The sequence below is a fragment of the Pseudomonas sihuiensis genome, from assembly GCF_900106015.1.
In the GTDB taxonomy this organism is placed as follows: domain Bacteria; phylum Pseudomonadota; class Gammaproteobacteria; order Pseudomonadales; family Pseudomonadaceae; genus Aquipseudomonas; species Aquipseudomonas sihuiensis.
The window spans coordinates 3590748-3611130 of sequence record NZ_LT629797.1; the positions used below are offsets into that span (position 1 = coordinate 3590748).

At 63.3% G+C, this 20383-nt stretch carries 21 protein-coding genes; 7 read left to right on the forward strand and 14 right to left on the reverse strand.

Annotation, left to right across the window (positions count from 1 at the left end):
* The first annotated feature begins 19 nt into the window (after window positions 1-19).
* Window positions 20-763 (forward strand): NRDE family protein, encoded by a 744-nt coding sequence (locus BLT86_RS16970; protein ID WP_092378365.1) that lies wholly within the window; start codon window positions 20-22, stop codon window positions 761-763.
* Window positions 764-785: 22 nt separating this feature from the next.
* On the opposite strand, the gene ptsP is transcribed toward BLT86_RS16970, so the two are convergent.
* Complete coding sequence (gene ptsP, locus BLT86_RS16975; RefSeq protein ID WP_092378371.1) at window positions 786-3065, reverse strand: phosphoenolpyruvate--protein phosphotransferase; 2280 nt, start codon at window positions 3063-3065, stop codon at window positions 786-788.
* Window positions 3066-3083: 18 nt separating this feature from the next.
* Complete coding sequence (locus tag BLT86_RS16980; protein WP_092378374.1) at window positions 3084-3563, reverse strand: RNA pyrophosphohydrolase; 480 nt, start codon at window positions 3561-3563, stop codon at window positions 3084-3086.
* Window positions 3564-3707: 144 nt separating this feature from the next.
* Between BLT86_RS16980 and BLT86_RS16985 the strand changes: the two genes are divergently transcribed.
* Window positions 3708-4361 (forward strand): histidinol-phosphatase, encoded by a 654-nt coding sequence (locus BLT86_RS16985; protein ID WP_092378377.1) that lies wholly within the window; start codon window positions 3708-3710, stop codon window positions 4359-4361.
* A gap of 172 nt (window positions 4362-4533) precedes the next feature.
* On the opposite strand, the gene BLT86_RS16990 is transcribed toward BLT86_RS16985, so the two are convergent.
* Entirely contained in the window at window positions 4534-4974 is a 441-nt protein-coding gene (locus BLT86_RS16990) for a DUF2269 family protein (RefSeq protein ID WP_021490460.1), read from the reverse strand.
* Window positions 4975-5045: 71 nt separating this feature from the next.
* Window positions 5046-6560 (reverse strand): threonine ammonia-lyase, biosynthetic, encoded by a 1515-nt coding sequence (gene ilvA, locus BLT86_RS16995; protein WP_092378382.1) that lies wholly within the window; start codon window positions 6558-6560, stop codon window positions 5046-5048.
* Window positions 6561-6719: 159 nt separating this feature from the next.
* Between ilvA and rpiA the strand changes: the two genes are divergently transcribed.
* Window positions 6720-7391: a ribose-5-phosphate isomerase RpiA gene (gene rpiA / locus BLT86_RS17000; protein WP_017675919.1), complete on the forward strand. Its 672-nt coding sequence runs from the start codon at window positions 6720-6722 to the stop codon at window positions 7389-7391.
* An 83-nt stretch (window positions 7392-7474) separates the two neighbouring features.
* On the opposite strand, the gene BLT86_RS17005 is transcribed toward rpiA, so the two are convergent.
* Complete coding sequence (locus BLT86_RS17005) at window positions 7475-7810, reverse strand: DUF3703 domain-containing protein (protein ID WP_092378385.1); 336 nt, start codon at window positions 7808-7810, stop codon at window positions 7475-7477.
* A gap of 11 nt (window positions 7811-7821) precedes the next feature.
* Window positions 7822-10026 carry a heavy metal translocating P-type ATPase gene (locus tag BLT86_RS17010; RefSeq protein ID WP_092378388.1) on the reverse strand — a complete coding sequence of 735 codons (2205 nt, stop codon included), beginning with the start codon at window positions 10024-10026 and terminating at the stop codon, window positions 7822-7824.
* A 79-nt stretch (window positions 10027-10105) separates the two neighbouring features.
* Here BLT86_RS17010 and cadR point away from each other — a divergent pair, with 79 nt between their 5' ends.
* Both cadR and BLT86_RS17020 read left to right on the forward strand, forming a co-directional pair.
* On the forward strand, window positions 10106-10558 hold the full coding sequence (gene cadR, locus BLT86_RS17015; protein WP_092378391.1) for a Cd(II)/Pb(II)-responsive transcriptional regulator: 453 nt from the start codon (window positions 10106-10108) through the stop codon (window positions 10556-10558).
* Between the two features lie 59 nt (window positions 10559-10617).
* On the forward strand, window positions 10618-10953 hold the full coding sequence (locus BLT86_RS17020) for a YegP family protein (RefSeq protein WP_046493376.1): 336 nt from the start codon (window positions 10618-10620) through the stop codon (window positions 10951-10953).
* Here BLT86_RS17020 and BLT86_RS17025 read toward each other — a convergent pair.
* The 5 genes from BLT86_RS17025 to BLT86_RS17045 form a co-directional block, all read right to left on the reverse strand.
* Entirely contained in the window at window positions 10950-11864 is a 915-nt protein-coding gene (locus tag BLT86_RS17025; RefSeq protein WP_092378393.1) for an SdiA-regulated domain-containing protein, read from the reverse strand. The two genes, BLT86_RS17020 and BLT86_RS17025, sit on opposite strands and share 4 nt — an antisense overlap.
* A gap of 75 nt (window positions 11865-11939) precedes the next feature.
* Window positions 11940-12287, reverse strand: a complete 348-nt coding sequence (locus BLT86_RS17030) for a NirD/YgiW/YdeI family stress tolerance protein (RefSeq protein ID WP_046493371.1) — start codon at window positions 12285-12287, stop codon at window positions 11940-11942.
* Window positions 12288-12388: 101 nt separating this feature from the next.
* Window positions 12389-13342 carry an SdiA-regulated domain-containing protein gene (locus BLT86_RS17035; RefSeq protein ID WP_197676068.1) on the reverse strand — a complete coding sequence of 318 codons (954 nt, stop codon included), beginning with the start codon at window positions 13340-13342 and terminating at the stop codon, window positions 12389-12391.
* A 47-nt stretch (window positions 13343-13389) separates the two neighbouring features.
* Window positions 13390-14055 (reverse strand): fumarylacetoacetate hydrolase family protein, encoded by a 666-nt coding sequence (locus BLT86_RS17040; protein WP_092378396.1) that lies wholly within the window; start codon window positions 14053-14055, stop codon window positions 13390-13392.
* Window positions 14056-14135: 80 nt separating this feature from the next.
* Entirely contained in the window at window positions 14136-15530 is a 1395-nt protein-coding gene (locus BLT86_RS17045) for an FAD-binding oxidoreductase (protein ID WP_092378399.1), read from the reverse strand.
* 181 nt (window positions 15531-15711) lie between these two features.
* Here BLT86_RS17045 and serA point away from each other — a divergent pair, with 181 nt between their 5' ends.
* Window positions 15712-16941 (forward strand): phosphoglycerate dehydrogenase, encoded by a 1230-nt coding sequence (gene serA / locus BLT86_RS17050; protein ID WP_003464121.1) that lies wholly within the window; start codon window positions 15712-15714, stop codon window positions 16939-16941.
* Window positions 16942-17336: 395 nt separating this feature from the next.
* Here the strand turns inward: serA and BLT86_RS17055 are convergent, their stop codons facing one another.
* Both BLT86_RS17055 and BLT86_RS17060 read right to left on the reverse strand, forming a co-directional pair.
* Window positions 17337-17828 carry a DUF523 domain-containing protein gene (locus BLT86_RS17055; RefSeq protein WP_092378402.1) on the reverse strand — a complete coding sequence of 164 codons (492 nt, stop codon included), beginning with the start codon at window positions 17826-17828 and terminating at the stop codon, window positions 17337-17339.
* Between the two features lie 38 nt (window positions 17829-17866).
* On the reverse strand, window positions 17867-18490 hold the full coding sequence (locus BLT86_RS17060; RefSeq protein WP_092378405.1) for a 2OG-Fe(II) oxygenase: 624 nt from the start codon (window positions 18488-18490) through the stop codon (window positions 17867-17869).
* A gap of 113 nt (window positions 18491-18603) precedes the next feature.
* Here BLT86_RS17060 and BLT86_RS17065 point away from each other — a divergent pair, with 113 nt between their 5' ends.
* Window positions 18604-19371: a DUF2059 domain-containing protein gene (locus BLT86_RS17065; protein WP_092378408.1), complete on the forward strand. Its 768-nt coding sequence runs from the start codon at window positions 18604-18606 to the stop codon at window positions 19369-19371.
* A gap of 2 nt (window positions 19372-19373) precedes the next feature.
* Here BLT86_RS17065 and BLT86_RS17070 read toward each other — a convergent pair whose 3' ends face one another.
* Entirely contained in the window at window positions 19374-20315 is a 942-nt protein-coding gene (locus tag BLT86_RS17070) for a phospholipase BipL (protein ID WP_092378411.1), read from the reverse strand.
* Window positions 20316-20383 lie beyond the last annotated feature (68 nt).

Consider the following 20383-nt stretch of genomic DNA (forward strand, 5'->3'; position numbering starts at 1 on the left):
CGCCATTGGAGGAATGCGCATGTGCCTGATCGTCTTCGCCTGGCAGCCCGAAAGCCCGACGATGCTGCGCCTGGCGGCCAATCGCGACGAGTTCTACGCGCGCCCCAGCGCAGCACTGAGCGAATGGGCGGATGCACCTGGCGTATTCGCCGGTCGCGATCTGCAAGCTGGGGGTACCTGGCTCGGTGTTACCGCGCAAGGCCGCTTCGCGGCGCTGACCAATATCCGCGACCCGCGGCAAAAAGCCGGTCCCCGTTCACGCGGCGTGCTGACAGCCGACTACCTGCTGGGTCAGGAGTCGGCACCGGCCTATCTCGACAGGATCATGCGCGGCGCACAAGAGCATGCCGGCTTCAACCTGCTGTTGGGCGACCGCCATCAGCTCTGGCACTTCAACTCTCAGGAAGGCCTGCCTCGGCAATTGCAGAGCGGCATTTATGGTATGTCCAACGCCGATCTCGACACGCCGTGGCCGAAGCTGCTGCGTGCCAGAAATGCCCTGAGCGATAGACTCGAAAGCGAGGATGAAGCGCTACTGGAGCTGCTGACCGATCGCAGCCAGCCAGCCGATCACCTGTTGCCGGACACCGGCGTCGGGCTGGAGACGGAGCGCGTACTGTCGAGTATTTTCATTACCACTGCTACCTATGGCACCCGCGCCAGTACGGTGCTGAACCTCTGCCGGGACGGGCGTTGGAATATCACCGAGCGCAGCTTCGGCCCGCATGGTGCCTTGGTGGGCGAGGTCGCGTTATGCGGGTAGCCCGGACGCCCCTACAGGCGAATCAGGCCTGGATATTCGACGCCGGGTTGATCACCCGACCGAGCCCCAGATTGCGCAGCGCCAGGTGCAGGGTGCTGTAGATCAGGTGTGGGTTGTCCATGGTCATCACCTGCCCCAGCAGTTCCTTGGCCTTGCTCTGGGTCACCTGACGCAGCAACCATTTCACCTTGGGCAGGTTGGTGGCGTTCATCGACAGCGAATCGAAGCCCATTGCCAACAACAGCACGGCAGCCGCCGGATCGCCGGCCATCTCACCGCAGATGCTCACCGGCTTGCCTTCGAGATGCGCGTCGTTGACCACTTTCTGCAAGGCCTGCAGCACCGCCGGGTGGAGGAAATCGTAGAGATCGGCCACACGCGGGTTGTTGCGGTCGACCGCCAGCAGGTATTGGGTCAGGTCGTTGGAGCCGACCGAGAGGAAATCCACCTGGCGCGCCAGTTCGCGGGTCTGATAAACGGCGGCCGGGATCTCGATCATCACACCGATAGGCGGCAGTGGCACATCGGTACCCTCGTCACGCACCTCACCCCAGGCGCGGTGGATCAGGTGCAATGCCTCTTCCAGCTCCTGCGTGCCGGAAATCATCGGCAACAGGATGCGCAGGTTGTTCAGACCCTCGCTGGCCTTGAGCATGGCGCGGGTCTGCACCAGGAAGATTTCCGGGTGATCGAGGGTCACGCGAATACCGCGCCAACCCAGGAAAGGGTTCTCTTCCTTGATCGGGAAGTAGGACAGCGACTTGTCGCCGCCGATATCCAGGGTGCGCATGGTCACCGGCAGCGGGTGGAAGGCCTGCAACTGCTCGCGATAGGTAGCGAGCTGTTCCTTCTCGCTGGGGAAGCGCTCGTTGATCATGAACGGCACTTCGGTACGGTACAGGCCGACGCCCTCGGCACCTCGCTGCTGGGCACGCGCAACATCGGCGAGCAGACCGGTGTTGACCCACAGCGGCATACGGTGACCGTCGAGGGTCTCGCAGGGCAGCGCGCGCAGAGCGTCGAGCCCTTCGGTGAGCTGGCGCTCCTCCTCGACCACATCGGCGTACTGCTTGCTCAGCAGCTCGCTGGGGTTGGTGAAGACTTCGCCATGATAGCCATCGACGATCAGCTTGATGCCGTCGATCTTCGAGTACGGCAGGTCGACCACACCCATGACCGTGGGAATGCCCATGGCGCGGGCGAAAATCGCCACGTGGGAGTTGCCCGAGCCGGTCACCGAGATCAGACCGACCAGCTTGCCTTCCGGCACCTCGCCGAGCATCGCCGGCGACAGCTCCTCGCTGACCAGGATGGTGTTATCCGGATAGACCAGCGTGGTCTTGCGTTCTTCCTGCAGGTAGGCGAGCAGACGCCGGCCGAGGTCGCGCACATCGGAGGCGCGCTCGCGCAGGTAAGCGTCATCCATCAGCTCGAAACGATTGACGTGGTCGAGCACCACCTGGCGCAAGGCGCCTTGCGCCCACTGGCCGGTACGAATGACCTTGCGCACCTCGTTACCCAGTGCGGCGTCCTCGAGCATCATCAGGTAGACGTCGAACAGCGCGCGCTCTTCCTTGCGTAGCTGAGTGGCGAGTTTCTCGGACAGCTCCTGCATGTCCTCGCGCACCCAGCCGAGCGCCTTGTCGAACAGCTCCAGCTCGGCCGCGATGTCATCGACGCTGCGGTCTGGAACCACATTCAGATCAGCCGGGGGCAGCACCACGACAGCAGTACCGACCGCTGCCCCCGGCGCACCCGGCACGCCGACGAACTTGGCCTCCTGCACGCCCTTGCCCTGGCGCCCCAGGCCGCGAATCGAGCCGGTCGCCTCGGCATGGGCGATAACGCCGGCGAGCTGCGCGCTCATGGTGACCAGGAAGGCTTCCTCGCCTTCGTCGAACTGGCGGCGCTCCTTCTGCTGCACGACCAGCACGCCCATCACCCGCCGATGGTGGATGATCGGTGCACCGAGGAAGGAGGCATAACGCTCCTCGCCGGTTTCGGCGAAGTAGCGGTAACGGGGATGGCTGGCAGCGTCTTCGAGGTTCAGTGGTTCTTCACGGCTACCGACCAGGCCGACCAGACCTTCGCTGGGGGCCATGCTGACCTTGCCGATGGAGCGCTTGTTGAGGCCGTCGGTGGCCATCAGCACGAAACGATTGGTTTCCGGGTCGAGCAGGTAGACCGAGCAGACCTGGCTGCCCATCGCTTCCTTGACCCGCTGCACGATGATCGACAGCGCCGCCTTGAGATCCTTGGCGGCGTTTACTTCCTGGACGATCTTGCGCAGCGTATTGAGCATGCTCGATTGGGGTCCGTATCAGTCGCGCACTATCAGGCGCGGGGCAAGTTCCTTGAGCGCGCGTCGGTAGACCTCGCGCTTGAATGTGACCACCTGGCCCAGCGGGTACCAGTAGCTGACCCAGCGCCAGCCATCGAACTCGGGCTTGCCGGTCAGGTCCATGCGTACGCGGTCTTCAGCCCCCGTCAGACGCAGCAGAAACCACTTCTGCTTCTGCCCGATGCACAGCGGCTGGCTGTGCGTACGCACCAGACGCTGCGGCAAACGATAACGCAACCAGCCGCGGGTGCAGGCGAGGATCTTCACATCCTGCTCTTCGAGGCCGACCTCTTCATTCAGTTCACGGTAAAGCGCCTCTTCCGGCGATTCACGATCATTGATGCCACCCTGAGGAAACTGCCACGCATCCTGGTTGATACGCCTGGCCCAGAGCACCTGGCCGATATCATTGGTCAGGATGATGCCGACATTCGGGCGGAAACCATCAGAATCGATCACGGCAAGCAACCTCGTACACGCAAGTTCCGGCATTGTTCCACAAAGCCGGCGACAGCAGCAACGCGGGTTTAGGCGCTGTTTGAAAGCCCCGGCAAAGCGGCTATTCTGGCGCGCCCTCCCTTTCTACAGAACAGGTAACGAACCGTGCGCTTGGCCCTTTTCGATCTCGACAACACCCTGCTGGCTGGCGACAGCGATCACAGCTGGGGCGAATTCGTCTGCCAGCGCGGCCTGGTCGACGCGGCCGAGTACCTGGCGCGCAACGATGCCTTCTATGCCGATTACTGCGCCGGCAAGCTGGACGTGGTGGCTTATCAGAATTTCAGCCAGGCCATTCTCGGCCGCCACGACATGGCACAACTGGCGCAGTGGCACCGCGAGTTCATGGCCGAGGTGATCGAGCCGATCATCCTGGCCAAGGGCGAGGCACTGCTGGCCGAGCACCGCGCTGCGGGCGACAAGCTGGTGATCATCACCGCCACCAACCGCTTCGTCACCGCGCCCATCGCCGAGCGCCTGGGCGTGGAGACCTTGATCGCCACCGAATGCGGCATGCAGGATGGCCGCTATACCGGGCAGATCACCGGCACGCCGTGCTACCAGGGCGGCAAAGTGACCCGCTTGAACGAATGGCTGGCAGAAACGGGGCACAACCTCGATGGCGCCTACTTCTACAGCGACTCGCGCAATGACCTGCCGCTGCTTGAGGCCGTGGCCAACCCGGTGGCGGTCGACCCGGACGAGGTGCTGCGCGCCACCGCCATCGAGCGCGGCTGGCCGGTGATTTCGCTGCGCTGAGTGTGCGATGTCACCAGGGTGGCGTAGGAGCGGCTTCAGCCGCGAAATATTTCATAGTGGCAATCGCGGCTGAAGCGGAATGCCGCCCAGCCGCTCCTACAGGCGAAAAGCAGGCGCAGCCGGTAAAACGTAGGGCGGTCTCGCGAGCGAAGCGAGCAGCCCGCCGATCTGCTTAGACCGGCTTGGCCCCCATCAACGCCATGATGACGATCAAGAGCAGCAGAATTAGCCCCGCATAGATCAGGCACAGACGCTTGAGCGATGTCGGCGCCGGTGTATCACCCAGCGCACGCCAGACCGCCAGGCGACCGGCCAGCAACAAACCGAGCAGCATCATCAGCGCATAGAGAATGCTGCCCAGCAGCAGCCAGGTCTGTCCCAGCGGCCAGCCGGCGGTGTCCACCAGCCAGTAGCCGGTAACCGGCAGGCTCAGCGCCAGCACGGCGAATGCCGGGAAGCTGAACAGCAGGGTCACGCGCAGCTTGCGCGCCAGCACCGTCGCATCGCCACCGCGCTGCGCCTTGAACAGCATGACGCCATGGGCGATCAGGCCGAGCAGCAGCAACACGCCCGGGGCGCTGTGGAGAATACGGACCAGCAGATAGTGTTCCATCAGGGGCTTCCTTGATTATCAGGCGATTACGCAGGGCGGCTTACACCCGCCCTACGGTTCGAAGGTCGTGTTCAGCCCAGAAACAGGCGATAAGCCGGGTTGTCGCTTTCATCCCAATACGGATAACCGATGGCATCCAGCGCCGTCGGCACCAGATGGCGTTCATCTTCAGGCACCTGCAGCGCCGCCAGTACGCGGCCATCAGCAGCACCGTGATTGCGGTAGTGGAACATCGAGATGTTCCAGCGCCCGCCCAGTTTCTGCAGGAAATTGAACAGGGCGCCCGGCCGCTCGGGGAATTCGAAGCGCAGCACCATCTCGTTACCGACACCAGCGGCATGACCACCGACCATATGGCGGATATGCAATTTGGCCAGTTCGTTATCGGTCAGGTCCAACACCGGGAAGCCCTGCGCACGCAGGCCCTCGACCAACGCCTGGCGTGGATCGTTCTCCGGATGGGTCTGCACGCCGACGAAGATGTGCGCCTCGCGGTCAGTGTGATAGCGATAGTTGAACTCGGTGATCTGGCGCTTGCCCACTGCCTCGCAGAAGGCCTTGAAGCTGCCCGGCTGCTCGGGGATGGTCACGGCGATGATCGCCTCGCGCTTCTCGCCCAGCTCGGCGCGCTCGGCAACGTGGCGCAGGCGGTCGAAGTTGACGTTGGCGCCGGAGTCGATACCCACCAGCACTTCGCCGTTGGCACCCTGACGCTCGACGTACTTCTTGATCCCGGCCACGGCCAGCGCGCCGGCCGGCTCGGTGATCGAGCGGGTATCGTCGTAGATGTCCTTTATAGCCGCGCAGATTTCGTCGGTGCTGACGGTGATCACCTCGTCGACATACTGTTTGCAGATATCGAAGGTGTGCTGGCCGATCTGCGCCACCGCCACGCCGTCGGCGAACAGCCCGACCGTCGGTAGCACCACGCGCTCGCCAGCCTCCATCGCCTGCTGCAGGCAGTTGGAGTCGTCCGGCTCGACGCCGATCACCTTGATTTCCGGGCGCAGGTACTTCACATAGGCCGCGATGCCGGCGATCAGGCCGCCGCCACCGACCGGCACGAAGATGGCATCGATATGCCCCTGGTGCTGGCGCAGCACTTCCATGGCCACGGTGCCCTGGCCGGCGATCACCAGTGGGTCATCGTAAGGGTGGATATAGGTGTAGCCCTTCTCTTCCACCAGCTTCAGCGAGTGCGCCAGCGCCTCGGGGAAGGCGTCGCCGTGCAGCACCACCTTGCCGCCCCGCGAACGCACGCCCTGCACCTTCAGCTCGGGCGTGGTACGCGGCATGACGATGGTTGCCTTCACCCCCAGATGCTTGGCCGCCAGGGCCAGACCCTGGGCATGGTTGCCGGCCGAGGCGGTGACCACGCCGCGCGCCAGCTCTTCGGCCGAAAGTTGCGCCAGCTTGTTGTAGGCGCCGCGAATCTTGAACGAGTACACCGGCTGCAGATCCTCGCGCTTGAGCAGAATCTGGCTGCCCAGCCGCTCACTGAGCTGGCGGGCGGGTTGCAGCGGGGTTTCCACCGCGACGTCATAAACGCGCGAGGTGAGGATCTTCTTCACGTACTGTTCGAGCATGGCGATTTCGCAGGCGTTCGGGCTTTGAGAGGACTGCCGAGTCTACCCCAGCGCCGCGCCGGACGACCATACGAAACGCGTGGGTTCTGCTCCGTCAGCACAGCACTTGCGGCTATAATTCGCGCCTACTTCCCCCACCTCCCCAGGCATTTCCCCGCGATGAACCAGGATCAGCTGAAACAGGCCGTGGCCCAGGCCGCCGTCGACCACATTCTCCCGCGCCTCGACAGCAAGAGCATCGTTGGCGTCGGTACCGGCTCCACCGCCAACTTCTTCATCGACGCACTGGCCAAGCACAAGATGGACTTCGATGGCGCCGTCGCCAGCTCTGAAGCCACCGCTGCACGCCTGAAGGGCCACGGCATCCCGGTCTACGACCTCAACAGCACCGCCGAGCTGGAGTTCTACGTCGATGGCGCCGACGAAAGCGACGAGCGCCTGCACCTGATCAAGGGTGGCGGCGCGGCGCTGACCCGCGAGAAGATCGTCGCCGCCGTGGCCAAGACCTTCATCTGCATCGCCGACGCCAGCAAGCTGGTGCCGGTGCTGGGCGCCTTCCCGCTGCCGGTGGAAGTGATTCCCATGGCGCGCAGCCATGTCGCCCGCGAGCTGGTGAAGCTGGGCGGCGACCCGGTGTACCGCGAAGGTGTGCTGACCGACAACGGCAACGTCATTCTCGACGTGCACAACCTGTCGATCACCGACCCGGTGAAGCTGGAGGCGGACATCAACGCCATCGTCGGCGTGGTCACCAATGGCCTGTTCGCCGCCCGCCCGGCCGATCTGCTGCTGCTCGGCACCGCCGAAGGCGTGAAAACGCTCAAGCGTTAAACCGTAGCCCGGGTGAAATCCGGGGCAGATTCAGCGGAATTTCCCGGATTACACCCCGGCTACGGAGCCTGCCAATGCGCCGCCTACTCGAGCAGGCGGCGCAGTTCCTCGCTGATCGGCATGGGTTGAAAGGCACTGACCCGCGCCCGCCCGGTGTTGCCGACGGGCACCCAGATGCGCGAGAACAGCAGCGCCGCCAGGATGCGCGGCATTTGCCCCAGCACCTCACGCATATCCCCTTGTTGCCAGCCGGCCCGCAGCATCAACCAATGTGAACGTGCATGCAGCCATGGACGACGCTGGGTAAGGATGTGCGCCCGCTCCAGCCAGACCAACGCTTCGGCGCTGCGGCGGGCACGCAGTTCTTGTTGCGCCTGAGCGAAAGCCTCGTCGATGACAACTTGCAGTTTCATGTTCATATCGCCCTCCTTCATTTGCGTAACAAGCGCAGGCCGTTGAACACCACCATCAGGCTCACGCCCATATCGGCGAACACGGCCATCCACATGGTCGCCTCGCCCGCCAGGGTCAGGGCCAGGAAGATCGCCTTGATGCCCAGGGCCAGGACGATGTTCTGTACCAGGATGGCGTGGGTCTGCCGCGACAGGCGAACGAAGGCCGGAATCTTGCGCAAATCGTCGTCCATCAGTGCGACATCTGCCGTCTCGATGGCCGTGTCGGTGCCGGCGGCGCCCATGGCAAAGCCGATCTCGGCCTTGGCCAGGGCTGGCGCATCGTTGATGCCGTCGCCGACCATGCCGACCACCCTGCCCTGTGCCTGACGCGCCTCGACCCAGGCCAGCTTGTCGGCTGGCAACAGGTCGCCGCGTGCCTCGTCGACACCGACCTGTTCGGCGATGGCCGCGGCGGTATGAACGTTGTCACCGCTGAGCATGCAGGTGCGTACACCCAGTTCGTGAAGTTCGGCGACCGCCTCGCGGCTGGTCTGGCGCACCGTGTCGGCCACGGCGAAGAGCATCAGCGCACGCTGTTCGTCGCACAGCACCACCATGCTCTTGCCCTGGCGTTCCAATGCCTCGAGGCGCTGCTCCAGTTGCGCCGAGCACAGCCCGAGGTCTTCGACCAGGCGGTGGTTACCCATAAAGAGAAGCGTGCCATCGATCCGTCCTCTGCTACCCCGCCCCGGCAGTGCCTCGAAATCCTCGACATCGTGCAACGCCTGCCCCTGCTCTTCGGCACGCTGGGCCAACGCCCGGGAAACCGGGTGATCCGAGCGCGCGGCCAGGCTCGCCGCCCAGGCGGCGTGCAGCGGTTCATCCACTTCCAGCAAGTGCAGGCTGTCGGTCTGCACCGGCTTGCCATGGGTCAGCGTGCCGGTCTTGTCCAGCGCCAGCAGGGCCAGATGCCGCCCGTTCTCCAGATAGACGCCGCCCTTGATCAGGATGCCCTTGCGTGCGGCGGCCGCCAGGCCGCTGACGATGGTCACCGGCGTGGAAATCACCAGTGCACAGGGGCAGGCCACCACCAGCAGCACCAGGGCGCGGTAGACCCAGTCGAGCCAGGCGCCACCGATGACCAGCGGCGGCAGCACGGCCACCGCCAGGGCGAAGGCGAAGACCACCGGGGTATAGATGCGCGAGAACTGGTCGACGAAACGCTGGGTCGGTGCACGCGAGCCCTGCGCCTCCTCCACCGCATGGATGATGCGCGCCAGGGTGGTATCGCGTGCTGCCGCGCTTACGCGAAACTCCAGCGAGCCCGCCTCGTTGATGGTGCCCGCGAATACCGCGTCGCCCACACGTTTTTCCACCGGCAGGCTTTCACCGGTGATCGGCGCCTGATTGACCGTCGAACTGCCGCCGACCACCTCACCATCGAGGCTGATGCGCTCACCAGGACGCACACGCACCACCGCGCCCAGCCCGATAGCCTGCACGTCGAGCTCCTGCCAACTGCCATCGGCCTGCTGCACGGTAGCGCGCGGCGGCGCCAGATCCATCAGCCCGCGTATGGCGTTACGTGCCCGATCCAACGAGCGCGCCTCGATCAATTCGGCCAGGGTAAACAGCACCATCACCATCGCTGCTTCCGGCCACTGGCCGATCAGCACCGCGCCGGTCACGGCGATGCTCATCAGGGCATTGATATTGAGGTTGCGGTTCTTCAGGGCGATCCAGCCCTTCTTGTAGGTGTTCAGCCCGCACATCAGGATGGCGGCAACGGCCAGCAGTGCCACCAGCCAGTCGGGGCCGAGCCCGGCGAAATGCACGACTTCCGAAGCGGTTGCCACCCCACCAGCCAGTACCAGTGGCCACCAGGGCTTTTTCGCCGGTGCAGCAGCCGGCTGCTGCGCAGTTCGATCATCTTCGACCTGCGGGGTGAACCCCAGCGCGCGGATGGCCGGCAGCACCTGCGCCAGCATGCCTTCGTCATGGCTGACGGTGAGCACGCGCTGCAGCAGATTGAAATGCAGACCGGCCACGCCAGGCAGGCGACCCAGCGCGTCGCGAATCAGGCGCTCTTCCGTGGGGCAATCCATCTGCTCGATGCGTATACGGGTATTGCACGCGCCCGTCAGCGCGGCGTCCGCTGGCTGCGGCACGGCCTCGTGACCGTGGGCATGCTCAGGATGAGCAGGTGACTGGTGGTGCGAGTGATCGCAGCAGCGGCTCATGGCCAATCTCCGTCAGGTGTCTATTGCCGAGTACACACCCTGTAGTCACTATAGGGTCAAGCACCCACGGAGCGATCCCATGAAAATCGGAGAATTGGCGAAAAAGGCCGGCTGCCAGGTAGAGACCGTCCGCTACTACGAACGTGAGGGCCTGCTGCCAGCACCCGCACGCAGCGAAGGCAACTACCGCCTGTACGGCGCCCCGCACCTGGAGCGCCTGGTGTTCATCCGCAACTGCCGGACGCTGGACATGACCCTGGAAGAGATTCAGCGGCTGCTGGCTCTGCGCGACCTGCCACACGAAAGCTGCGCCGGCATCAACAGCCTGGTGGACGAACATATCGAACATGTTCAGGCGCGCATCGACAGCCTGCAGGCGCTACGCGCGCAACTCACCGAGCTGCGCGACCGCTGCAACGACCCAAAGGAAGCGGAAGGCTGCGGCATCCTGCGCCAGCTCAACGTCAGCGGCGGCGTGCAGCCGCTAGCGGACGATGGCCATACCCATGTCGGCAAGAGCCATTCACATTGATGGTCTACGCTTGCTGACATTGCTGCGGCATACCGCCGGGCGCTCAGGGAGAAATGAACATGTCTGGAAAGTTCGAGCTGAAGAAAGCCAAAGACGGCCAATTCCACTTCAACCTGCTGGCCAGCAATGGCCAGGTCATCCTCACCAGCGAGATGTACAAGGCCAAGGACTCGGCACTGAACGGCATCGAGTCGGTGAAGAAGAACTCACAGCGCGACGGCGCCTTCGAGACCAAGACCTCGAGCAACGACAAACACTACTTCCTGCTCATGGCCACCAACGGCCAGGTAGTCGGGCAAAGTCAGATGTATGCCAGCGCCGCCAGCTGCAAGAGCGGCATCGAGTCGGTGCAGAAGAACGCGCCCGATGCGCAAACGGACGACCAGACGGGCTAGTCGGCCTGTTTCCTGAACACATAGAACAGGTTCGGCTCACTGATCAGGTACAGGTTGCCGTCGTCATCCGTCGCCACCCCCTCCGCCTGCGGCACACTGCGCTGCAGGCCATGCTGGCCACGTAGCAGCGACAGGGTACTGATCGGCTTGCCCTCGGTGTTCAACTCGATCACCAGGCGCGACTCATCCGACAGCGCCAGCAGATGGCCGGTCGCCGTATCGAAGTCGAGGCTGGAAAGGTCGCGCACGAACAGCCGCGCATCGCGCTTGGGGTCGGTATTGACTTGCAGCGCCAGCGGCTTGCTCTCGTCGACATGGGGGAAGCCGAGCACCTCGAAGATACGCACCGGATCGCGCTCCTTGGCCACCAGCAGACGCTGATCCTTCGCATCGTAGGCCAACCCTTCGAAACCCTTGTTGCCGTTGCGCCCGATACCCAGGGAAAGTTGCTGGAAATCGGCTGCGTCGATCACGCGCGTGGCGTCGTCGATGCGCACCTTGACCAGGCGCTGCTCGCGCTCGTCGGCAATGACATAGGTACCGGGCGCCACATATTCGATGGCCTCGGGATCACCAAAACCCTCAAGATCGATGGTGCGCTTGAGCTCGCCCTGCAGGCTGATCTCGATCACCTTGGCCGGCTTGTTGGTGACGCTGAACAGGCTGCGGCGATCCGGATCGTAGGTCAGCGCCGATACGTCGCTGATATCGGCAATCGGCTTGGCCTCGATCACCACGCGGTAGTCACCCAGCCACAGCGACTGACCGCGCCACTGCGCGCCATGCTGCCATTCCTGCACGGAGAACCAGGCTCGCTCGAACAGCCGATACTGCTGACCCAGCACGGCGCCAAGCAAGAACACGAAGAACAGCAGATAGAACCAGGGGTTTATGGAGAGCAAACGACGCATGATGGACTTCTCTGACGACCACGGAAAAGCCCGCCACGGGCTTGACGTGGCGGGCGGGCGGGCGGGATATCGCGATCAGTTGATCAGTTCGACGCGATCGACATCGATCTCGCGGCTGTTGAAGTCCTTGTCGACTTCACCGGTCAGACGCACCTTGGCGGTTTCCGAAACTGTCTGGCCCGGCCAGTCTTCGTCGTCGATTTCGACCTGGATGGTGCCGGTGGCGTCCTTGAACTCGTAGAGCTCGTCCTGCAGGCGCTTGACGATCTGACCTTCCAGTACGACATGGGTGTCATCGGCAGCCTGCAGTGCAGCGGATACAGTGGTGACCTGCGGAGTAGCGCCAGGGCCGGTGTAGCCAGTGGCGAAAGCGGCAGTGCTGAGCAGCGGCAGAACCATCAGAGCGAGAGCGGTACGTTTCATGGTGTGAACCTCGTTGTTCGTAAGTGACGGGGTCAGATTAGTGCCGCTAGCTGAAGCCAGACTGAATCGCGGCTTAAGCCAAACTGAATCCGCCACCCCACTCAACTGGCACCCGGTTGCGCCTTGCTGAAAACGTAAAAAAGATTGGGCTCGGCGACGATATAGATGTTGCCCTCTTCGTCCATGGTCACGCCCTCAGCCTGCTTGATGCCCTGTTCCAGACCGTTGAGACCGCCGGTAAGGCTGAGAAAGCTGACCGGGTGACCGCTACGATCCAGCTCCAGCAGCATGCGCGACTCATCGGACAGCACCAGCGCATGGCCGGTACGCGCATCGATACTCAGCGAAGAAATATCGCGCACTCCCAGACTGCCGTAGTTGAAAGGCTGCATCATGCCAGCTGCACCGTCCTCGCCAGGAAAAGGCAGGCTGAACAAGCCCATCGGGCTACGCTCCTTGCCCAGCATCAGGCTGCTGCTGCGCGCATCCCAGCCAACGGCTTCGAAGCCCTTGTTACCCGCGTCGACAAAGCCCAGGTCGAAACCGGGTAAATCGGCCGCATCCAGTTCCAGGTCATCGTCACGCAGGGTAAAGGTGGTGAGCTGACGACGACGCTCATCGACGATGGCCATGCGCCCGTTATCCATCATCTCTACCGCTTCCGGATCAGAAAAGCCCTTCAGCTGGATACGCCGCAACACCTCCCCCTCACGCGAGAGTTCCACCAACAGTGGATTCTTGCCCGTGACGGTGAAGAGGGTGCCGGTTACCGGGTTGTAGGTAAGCCCCGAAGTTTCATCTCGCTCCAGGCCAGACAAGGGCTTGGCCTGAATAACCGCACGGTAGCCAGGCAGCCAGACGCTGGCCAAGCGCTCGACCAACGGCGTATGCCCCTCCTGCCACCAGAGCAGGGCGCGATCATCCAGATGCTGGGTTTTTACGACCGTGATCGCGGCCAGCACGGCCATGCCGGACAACCAATAACGGGGGCGAGAAAGGCGGGAACGAAGGGAGGGCATCGGCGACGGTTCGGCTGCTTGATGGCGATCCGACATCCGATGTCTGGAAGAGTTCCGCCGCCTGAAGAGGCGGCGGTCAGAGCTTATAGCACGCGGCTGTTGAAACTACTGTGACCGACCAACTCCAGCACCAGCTCATCGCCCTTGTTCAGCGCGCCAACGCCGACCGGCGTGCCGGTGAGAATCACGTCACCCGGCTGCAGGGCGAAGTGCCCGGCCATGTGCTGGATCATGCTGAGGATGGGGTTGAGCATGTCGCGGCTGTTGCCGTCTTGGCGGGTTTCGCCGTTGATCACCAGGCGAATGCCGATATCGGCTAGGTCCTCGATGACATCGCCGGGTACGAAAGGCGCCAGCACGCAGGCACCGTCGAAGCTCTTGGCAATTTCCCAGGGATAGCCCTTCTCCTTGAGCTTGGCTTGCACGTCACGCAGGGTCAGGTCCAGGGCCGGGGCGAAGCCGCTGATGGCGTCACGCACTTCCTCGGCATCCGGCGCCTTCGACAGCGGCTTGCCAATCAGCACAGCGATTTCCGCCTCGTAATGCACCGAACCGCGATCCTCGGGAATGGCGAAGCCACTATCGAGCGGCACAACACAGGAGCCCGGTTTGATGAACAGCAAGGGCTCGCTGGGCACCGGGTTGTTCAGTTCCCTGGCGTGCTCGGCGTAGTTGCGGCCAATGCAAACGACCTTGCCGAGGGGGAAGTGGACGGTGGTTCCGTCGACGTACTGGTGCTGATAACTCATCGGGGACTCCTGATCAGTAGGGTGCGCCGCGCGCACCAAGACGCGTTGGATCATGGGTGCGCGCAGCGCACCCTACGAGATCAAACCGCGAAAATCTTGCCGGGGTTCATGATGCCGTTGGGATCGAACACCGCCTTGACCGCCTTCATGCAGGCAATTTCCGCCGGCGAACGACTGTAGTGCAGGTAATCACGCTTGGTCATGCCCACACCGTGCTCGGCGCTGATCGAGCCGTTGTACTTCTGTACGGTCTCGAACACCCACTTGTTGACCACTGCGCACTTGGCGAAGAACTCGTCCTTGGACAGGTTCTCGGGCTTGAGGATATTCAGGTGCAGGTTGCCGTCACCGATATGGCCGAACCACACCACCTCGAAATCCGGGTAGTTGGCTTCGACGATGGCGTCGATATCCTTGAGGAAGGCCGGCACCTGGCTGACCGTGACCGAGATGTCGTTCTTGTACGGTGTCCAGTGGCTGATGGTCTCGGAGATGTATTCGCGCAGCTTCCACAGGTTCTGCAGCTGCTGCTCGCTCTGGCTCATCACGCCGTCGACCACCCAACCCTGCTCGACGCAGTACTCGAAGGTTTCCAGCGCCTGGTTGGCCACTTCCTCGGTACTGGCTTCGAACTCCAGCAAGGCATAGAAGGGGCATTCGCTTTCGAACGGCGCCGGCACATCACCACGGCCGAGTACCTTGGCCAGGGCCTTGTCGGAGAAGAATTCGAACGCGGTCAGGTCGAGCTTGCTCTGGAAAGCGTGCAGCACCGGCATGATCGAGTCGAAATCAGCGGTGCCGAGCACCATTGCGGTGAGGTTCTTCGGCGCGCGATCCAGGCGCATGGTCGCCTCGACCACGAAGCCCAGCGTACCTTCGGCACCGATGAACAGCTGGCGCAGGTCGTAACCGGTGGCGTTCTTGATCAGGTCCTTGTTCAGCTCAAGCAGTTCGCCGGTACCGGTCACGACCTTCAGGCCCGCCACCCAGTTGCGGGTCATGCCGTAGCGAATCACCTTGATACCGCCGGCATTGGTGCCGATATTGCCGCCAATCTGGCTGGAACCCGAAGAGGCGAAGTCCACCGGGTAATAGAGGCCTTTCTCTTCGGCGAACAGCTGCAGCTGCTTGGTCACCACGCCCGGCTGGCATACCGCTGCACGGTCGTACTCGTTGAACGAGAGAATCTGGTTCATGTAGTCGAACGCCACCACCACTTCGCCGTTGGCCGCCACGGCAGCGGCCGACAAGCCGGTACGGCCGCCAGACGGCACGAGGGCGATCTTGTGCGCGTTGGCCCAGCGCACGATGGCCTGCACCTGCTCGGTAGTCTTGGGGAAGACGATGGCCGAAGGCGCCGGGGCGAAATGCTTGGTCCAGTCCTTGCCATAGGCCTCGAGGGAATCGGCGTCGGTCAGTACCTTGCCGGGTTCAACCAGGGTCTTCAGCTCTTCGATCTGGGCAGGGGTGGTCATCTACGGAACTCTCAAAGGATTCATGGTCGCCCTGAGAACCATTCAGGTCGCAACCGAGCATTGAAAAAGGCGAACATGCTAGCATACGCACCCCGTGAATCGAGCCATGCAGCGATCTACGGGCGCTGGCTGAGTTTCTCGGCCCTTCCCTGACAACATCCCGTGGGACACAGGTACTCCGATGAGCAAGACCTCTCTGGACAAGAGCAAGATCAAGTTCCTTCTTCTCGAAGGCGTCCACCAGAACGCCGTGGACACGCTGAAGGCCGCCGGTTACACCAACATCGAGTACCTCAAAACCGCTCTGTCGGGCGATGAGCTGAAAGCGAAGATCGCCGATGCCCACTTCATCGGCATCCGCTCGCGCACCCAGCTGACGGCTGACGTCTTCGACTGCGCGAAAAAACTGGTCGCCGTCGGCTGCTTCTGCATCGGCACCAACCAGGTCGATCTGGACGCTGCCCGCGAACGCGGTATTGCCGTGTTCAACGCACCCTACTCCAACACCCGCTCGGTGGCCGAGCTGGTGCTGGCCGAAGCCATCCTGCTGCTGCGCGGCATCCCCGAGAAGAACGCCTCCTGCCATCGCGGTGGCTGGATCAAGTCGGCGGCCAACTCCTTCGAGATCCGCGGCAAGAAGCTGGGCATCATCGGCTACGGCTCGATCGGCACCCAGCTCTCGGTACTGGCCGAAGCGCTGGGCATGCAGGTGTTCTTCTACGACACCGTGACCAAGCTGCCGCTGGGCAACGCCACGCAGATCGGTGACCTGTACGAGCTGCTGGGCCTGTGCGATATCGTCTCGCTGCACGTGCCGGAGCTGCCGTCCACCCAGTGGATGATCGGCGAGAAGGAAATCCGCGCGATGAAGAAGGGCGGCATCCTGATCAACGCCGCACGCGGTACCGTGGTCGAGCTGGATCACCTGGCCCAGGCGATCAAGGACGAGCACCTGATCGGTGCGGCCATCGACGTGTTCCCGGTCGAACCCAAGTCCAACGACGAAGAGTTCGAGAGCCCGCTGCGTGGCCTGGATCGCGTGATCCTGACCCCGCACATCGGTGGCTCCACCGCCGAAGCGCAGGCCAACATCGGCCTGGAAGTGGCCGAGAAGCTGGTCAAGTACAGCGACAACGGTACCTCGGTGTCCTCGGTCAACTTCCCTGAAGTGGCCCTGCCGGCACACCCAGGCAAGCACCGCCTGCTGCACATCCACCAGAACATTCCGGGCGTGATGAGCGACATCAACAAGGTGTTCGCCGACAACGGCATCAACATCTCCGGTCAGTTCCTGCAGACCAACGACAAGGTCGGCTACGTGGTGATCGACGTAGACGCCGAGTACTCCGACCTGGCGCTGGAGAAGCTGCAGCACGTCAATGGCACCATCCGCAGCCGCGTCCTGTTCTAAACCGGAGCGGCTGCGCGTCGGCGATACGGCGTTGGGAACAACCTCGGAGATGCTCATTTACTGACGTAAACTCCGCTCTCCTCGGTCGCTCCCGCCTTGTCTCGCTCTGGCTCGCGAGCCCCGAAGGTATGCAGAAATGAACAAAGGGAGGCTTCGGGCCTAATGCCAGTCAGTTAAGCCGTTGCACTCGATCTTTGTAGGAGCCGGCTTGCCGGCGATCCGCCATAAAAAGCATCGCCAGCAAGCTGGCTCCTACGAAAAGCGCCCCCCTCTACTGCAAGTAGGAGGGGGTGGTGACGAACTTATCTGATCAGCATTAGGCTTCGGGCCTCCCTTTCTCATTCCGTAGGGTGCGCCGCGCGCACCACCGTGCCCCGGATTGCATCCGGGCTACCTCAATCCCGCTCCAACCGCGCCAACTCGGCGGCCGCTTCGTCCAACTGCATTTCGTTGTACACCTTCACTCCAGCTCGTTTCAGCAGGGCAGCGGTCACGCCCTCGCCCGGCACTCGCACGCCGCTGAAGCTGCCGTCATAGTTTTCCAGATTGCCACACGAAGGGCTGCGCGCCTTCAGCAGTGCCAGGCGGATGTCGTGCTCGCGCACCAGCGCCAGCGCCTGTTCGGCGCCGTCGACGAACGCAGCCGTGACATCCTCGCCCTCGATCGTCAGTACTGGCAGCCGACCATCCAACACCGCACCACCCTGTCCATCGCGAATTTCCGCAGGCGGACGTGGCGTCGGCAGCCCACCCGCCACCTCCGGACACAGCGCCACCACCCGTCCTTCGTCCAGCCACCGCTGCAGCTGATCGAAGGGTCCGTGAGCACCACCGTCATAACGCACCCGATGCCCGAGCAGGCAGCGGCTGACCAATATCTTCTGCATCGCCCTCTCCATGACTGTCGCCAGACAGCCCACAGGCCTCAGAGTACCGCGCCACCCCGACGCCTGAACCAGCCGGTCAATGACAGTCGCTCGCGGGTGGCCGGCAGCACTTCGTGAGGCATCTCGGAAGATAGAAACAGCGCCAGTGTTCCAGCCTGAGGCAGTACGTCATGCTCCCGGCCATCGGCCAGATACAGGCGCAACGCCCCGCCCTGCTCGGTCTGCCAGTCCTCGTTCAGATAGAACACCGCCGACACCGTGCGGCGGTCGTCATCGCGAAAACGATCGAGATGCCGCTGGTAGAAGGCCCCCGGTGCGTAGCAGGCGAAGTGGCATTCGTAGTCTTCGAGCCCCAGATAGAGCGCCTGATTGAGTGCCTGACGCAAACCGTCCATCAATTGCAGATACTGGTCACAGGCTTGGCTCTGGCCAGGTTCCAGCCATTGGATGCGATCGCCGCGAATCCCTTCCCGCACCTGCTGCGCGCCCCCGCGCCCAACGCCGGCGACATTGAGTTCGCCATTCTGTGCACGCGTGCGACACTCGACGGCCAGTTCGCGGGTCAGAACTTCTGGGGCGAACAACGCCCGTTGCGACCAGCCCTGGCTGGCAAGGTCGTCGATAAGGCCGGAAAAGAGGTCGTGCAGGCTGGATTCGGTCATGGCGGCGATTGTATCAGTGGCATGTCGTGACTCGACAAGCCTCCGCCAGCCGCCGAAAATAACCGGCCGCAGCACCCTGCGGCCGGCCAGGAAAGTTTGCCAAGGAGTTTTCGATGCGCGTTCTGTTTGCCCTGTTGCTGATTGGCCTGACCTTGCCGGCCCTGGCAGACGACCACCTGCGCCTGTATCAGGCTGCCGGCTGGCCGCAACAGCGTGAACATTTCAATCAGGCGCTCGACGCTGCTCAGCAGCGCTACCGCAGCACCCTGCCACCGGCGGTGTTTCAGGCACTGGTGGATAACAGCAATCGCCGCTTCGCAGCTGCCGCCATCGACCAGCGCGCGCAACACAGCCTGAGCAAGGAGCTGGCTGACCCGCAGCCGGCGCTGGCCTTCTTCGAATCCGAACTGGGCCGCAAGATCGTCGCCGCCGAGACGCTGGCCACCCGTAGCGACCAATTGGCCAAGTACGCCAATGGTCTGCCACGCACCGACGCCGATGCCACCCGTCGCCTGCTGATTCGTCACCTGGCCCAGGCCATTCCCGCCAAGGAAGCCGGCGCCGAAGTCAGTCTGGCGCTGGCCGGCGTGGCGGCCGACAGCCTCAGCCAGATGATTCCCGGCCTACTCGGCGGCGGCCAGGCTCAGGGGCTGCTCAATGGCCAGCGTGAGCGTCTGATGACGCAGATCGAACAGGATCTCGACAACACCCTGCTGCACGTCTATCGCGAGCTGAGCGACCCCGAGTTGGAGCAGTTCGTCGAATTCGCCCAGTCGGAGGCGGGTAAAGCCTATTACCAGGCTGCCCTGCAGGCGCTGCGCGCAGGCCTTGCAGTAGGCATGAGCACCAACGAGCTTGCACCAGCGCCGCAGGGCATCTGACCCTACGCCAAGCGCTCGCGCAGAAAATCGAAGTAACGCAGGCGCAGCGCCTCGTTCTCATTGGCCAGGTGGTGACGCGCCTCCGTCAGCCGCAGGATCTGTGGCTGATGGAACTTGTCCTGCAGCACCTCGAGGTTGTGGCGCCAGTCCACGGTCATGTCCGCCTCGCCCTGAATGATCAGCGGGCTGTGCACGCTGCGCCCGGCCGCCTCGATGCGCGGCACCCATTTGGCCAACGCCCCCACCCAGGCAGTCGGCAAGCTGCGCGGCTGCAGGGGATCGAGGTTGTGCACGAAGTCGACGAAGGCGGCGTCGCTGGAGTTCTCGCTGAAGCGCCGTGGAATTTCGCGAACGAAGGGGCTGAGCATTCGATAGCTGAGCTTCGACCAGGCCCAGGCGCGCGGCCGCACCAATGGCGCCAGGAGAATGCTCTGCCCCAGTTCCGGGCGCTTGCCGTCCGTGAGCAGATAATCCAGCGCAATCGCGCCCCCCGTGCTCTGACCACAAAGATGCCAGGGCTGCGGCAACCCCAGCTCGCTGGCCTGCTCGAACAACCCGCCCAGCACCTGCTGATACTCGGCAAAATCGCCGATGCTGGCGCGCGCACCGCTGGACAGGCCGTGCCCTGGCAGGTCGCAAGCGAGCACGGCGAAATTCATGCTCAGTGCCCAGTCGACCACATGCCGGTACAGACCCATATGGTCGTAATAGCCGTGCAGCAACAGCAGGGTGCCACGCGGTTCGGCCGGCACCCACAGCTGCACGGCAATCTGGTAGCCGGCGGCATTGAAGCTACCGAGGCGGTTGTCCAGCCCGGCAAAGCGCGCAGACCGGTCGAAGCCGTAGAAGCTGCGATACGCCTGCAGCGCCGGCAGATCCAGGTGTGCTGCGGCCAAGGGTCGCAGCAGAGGGCGCAATTGATCGGGCTGAAACGGCTCTGACATAGGGCTTTCCATAGGTTGCAGGATGCGCGCGGACGATCCCGACGACATCTCCTCGAATGCTGCGATAT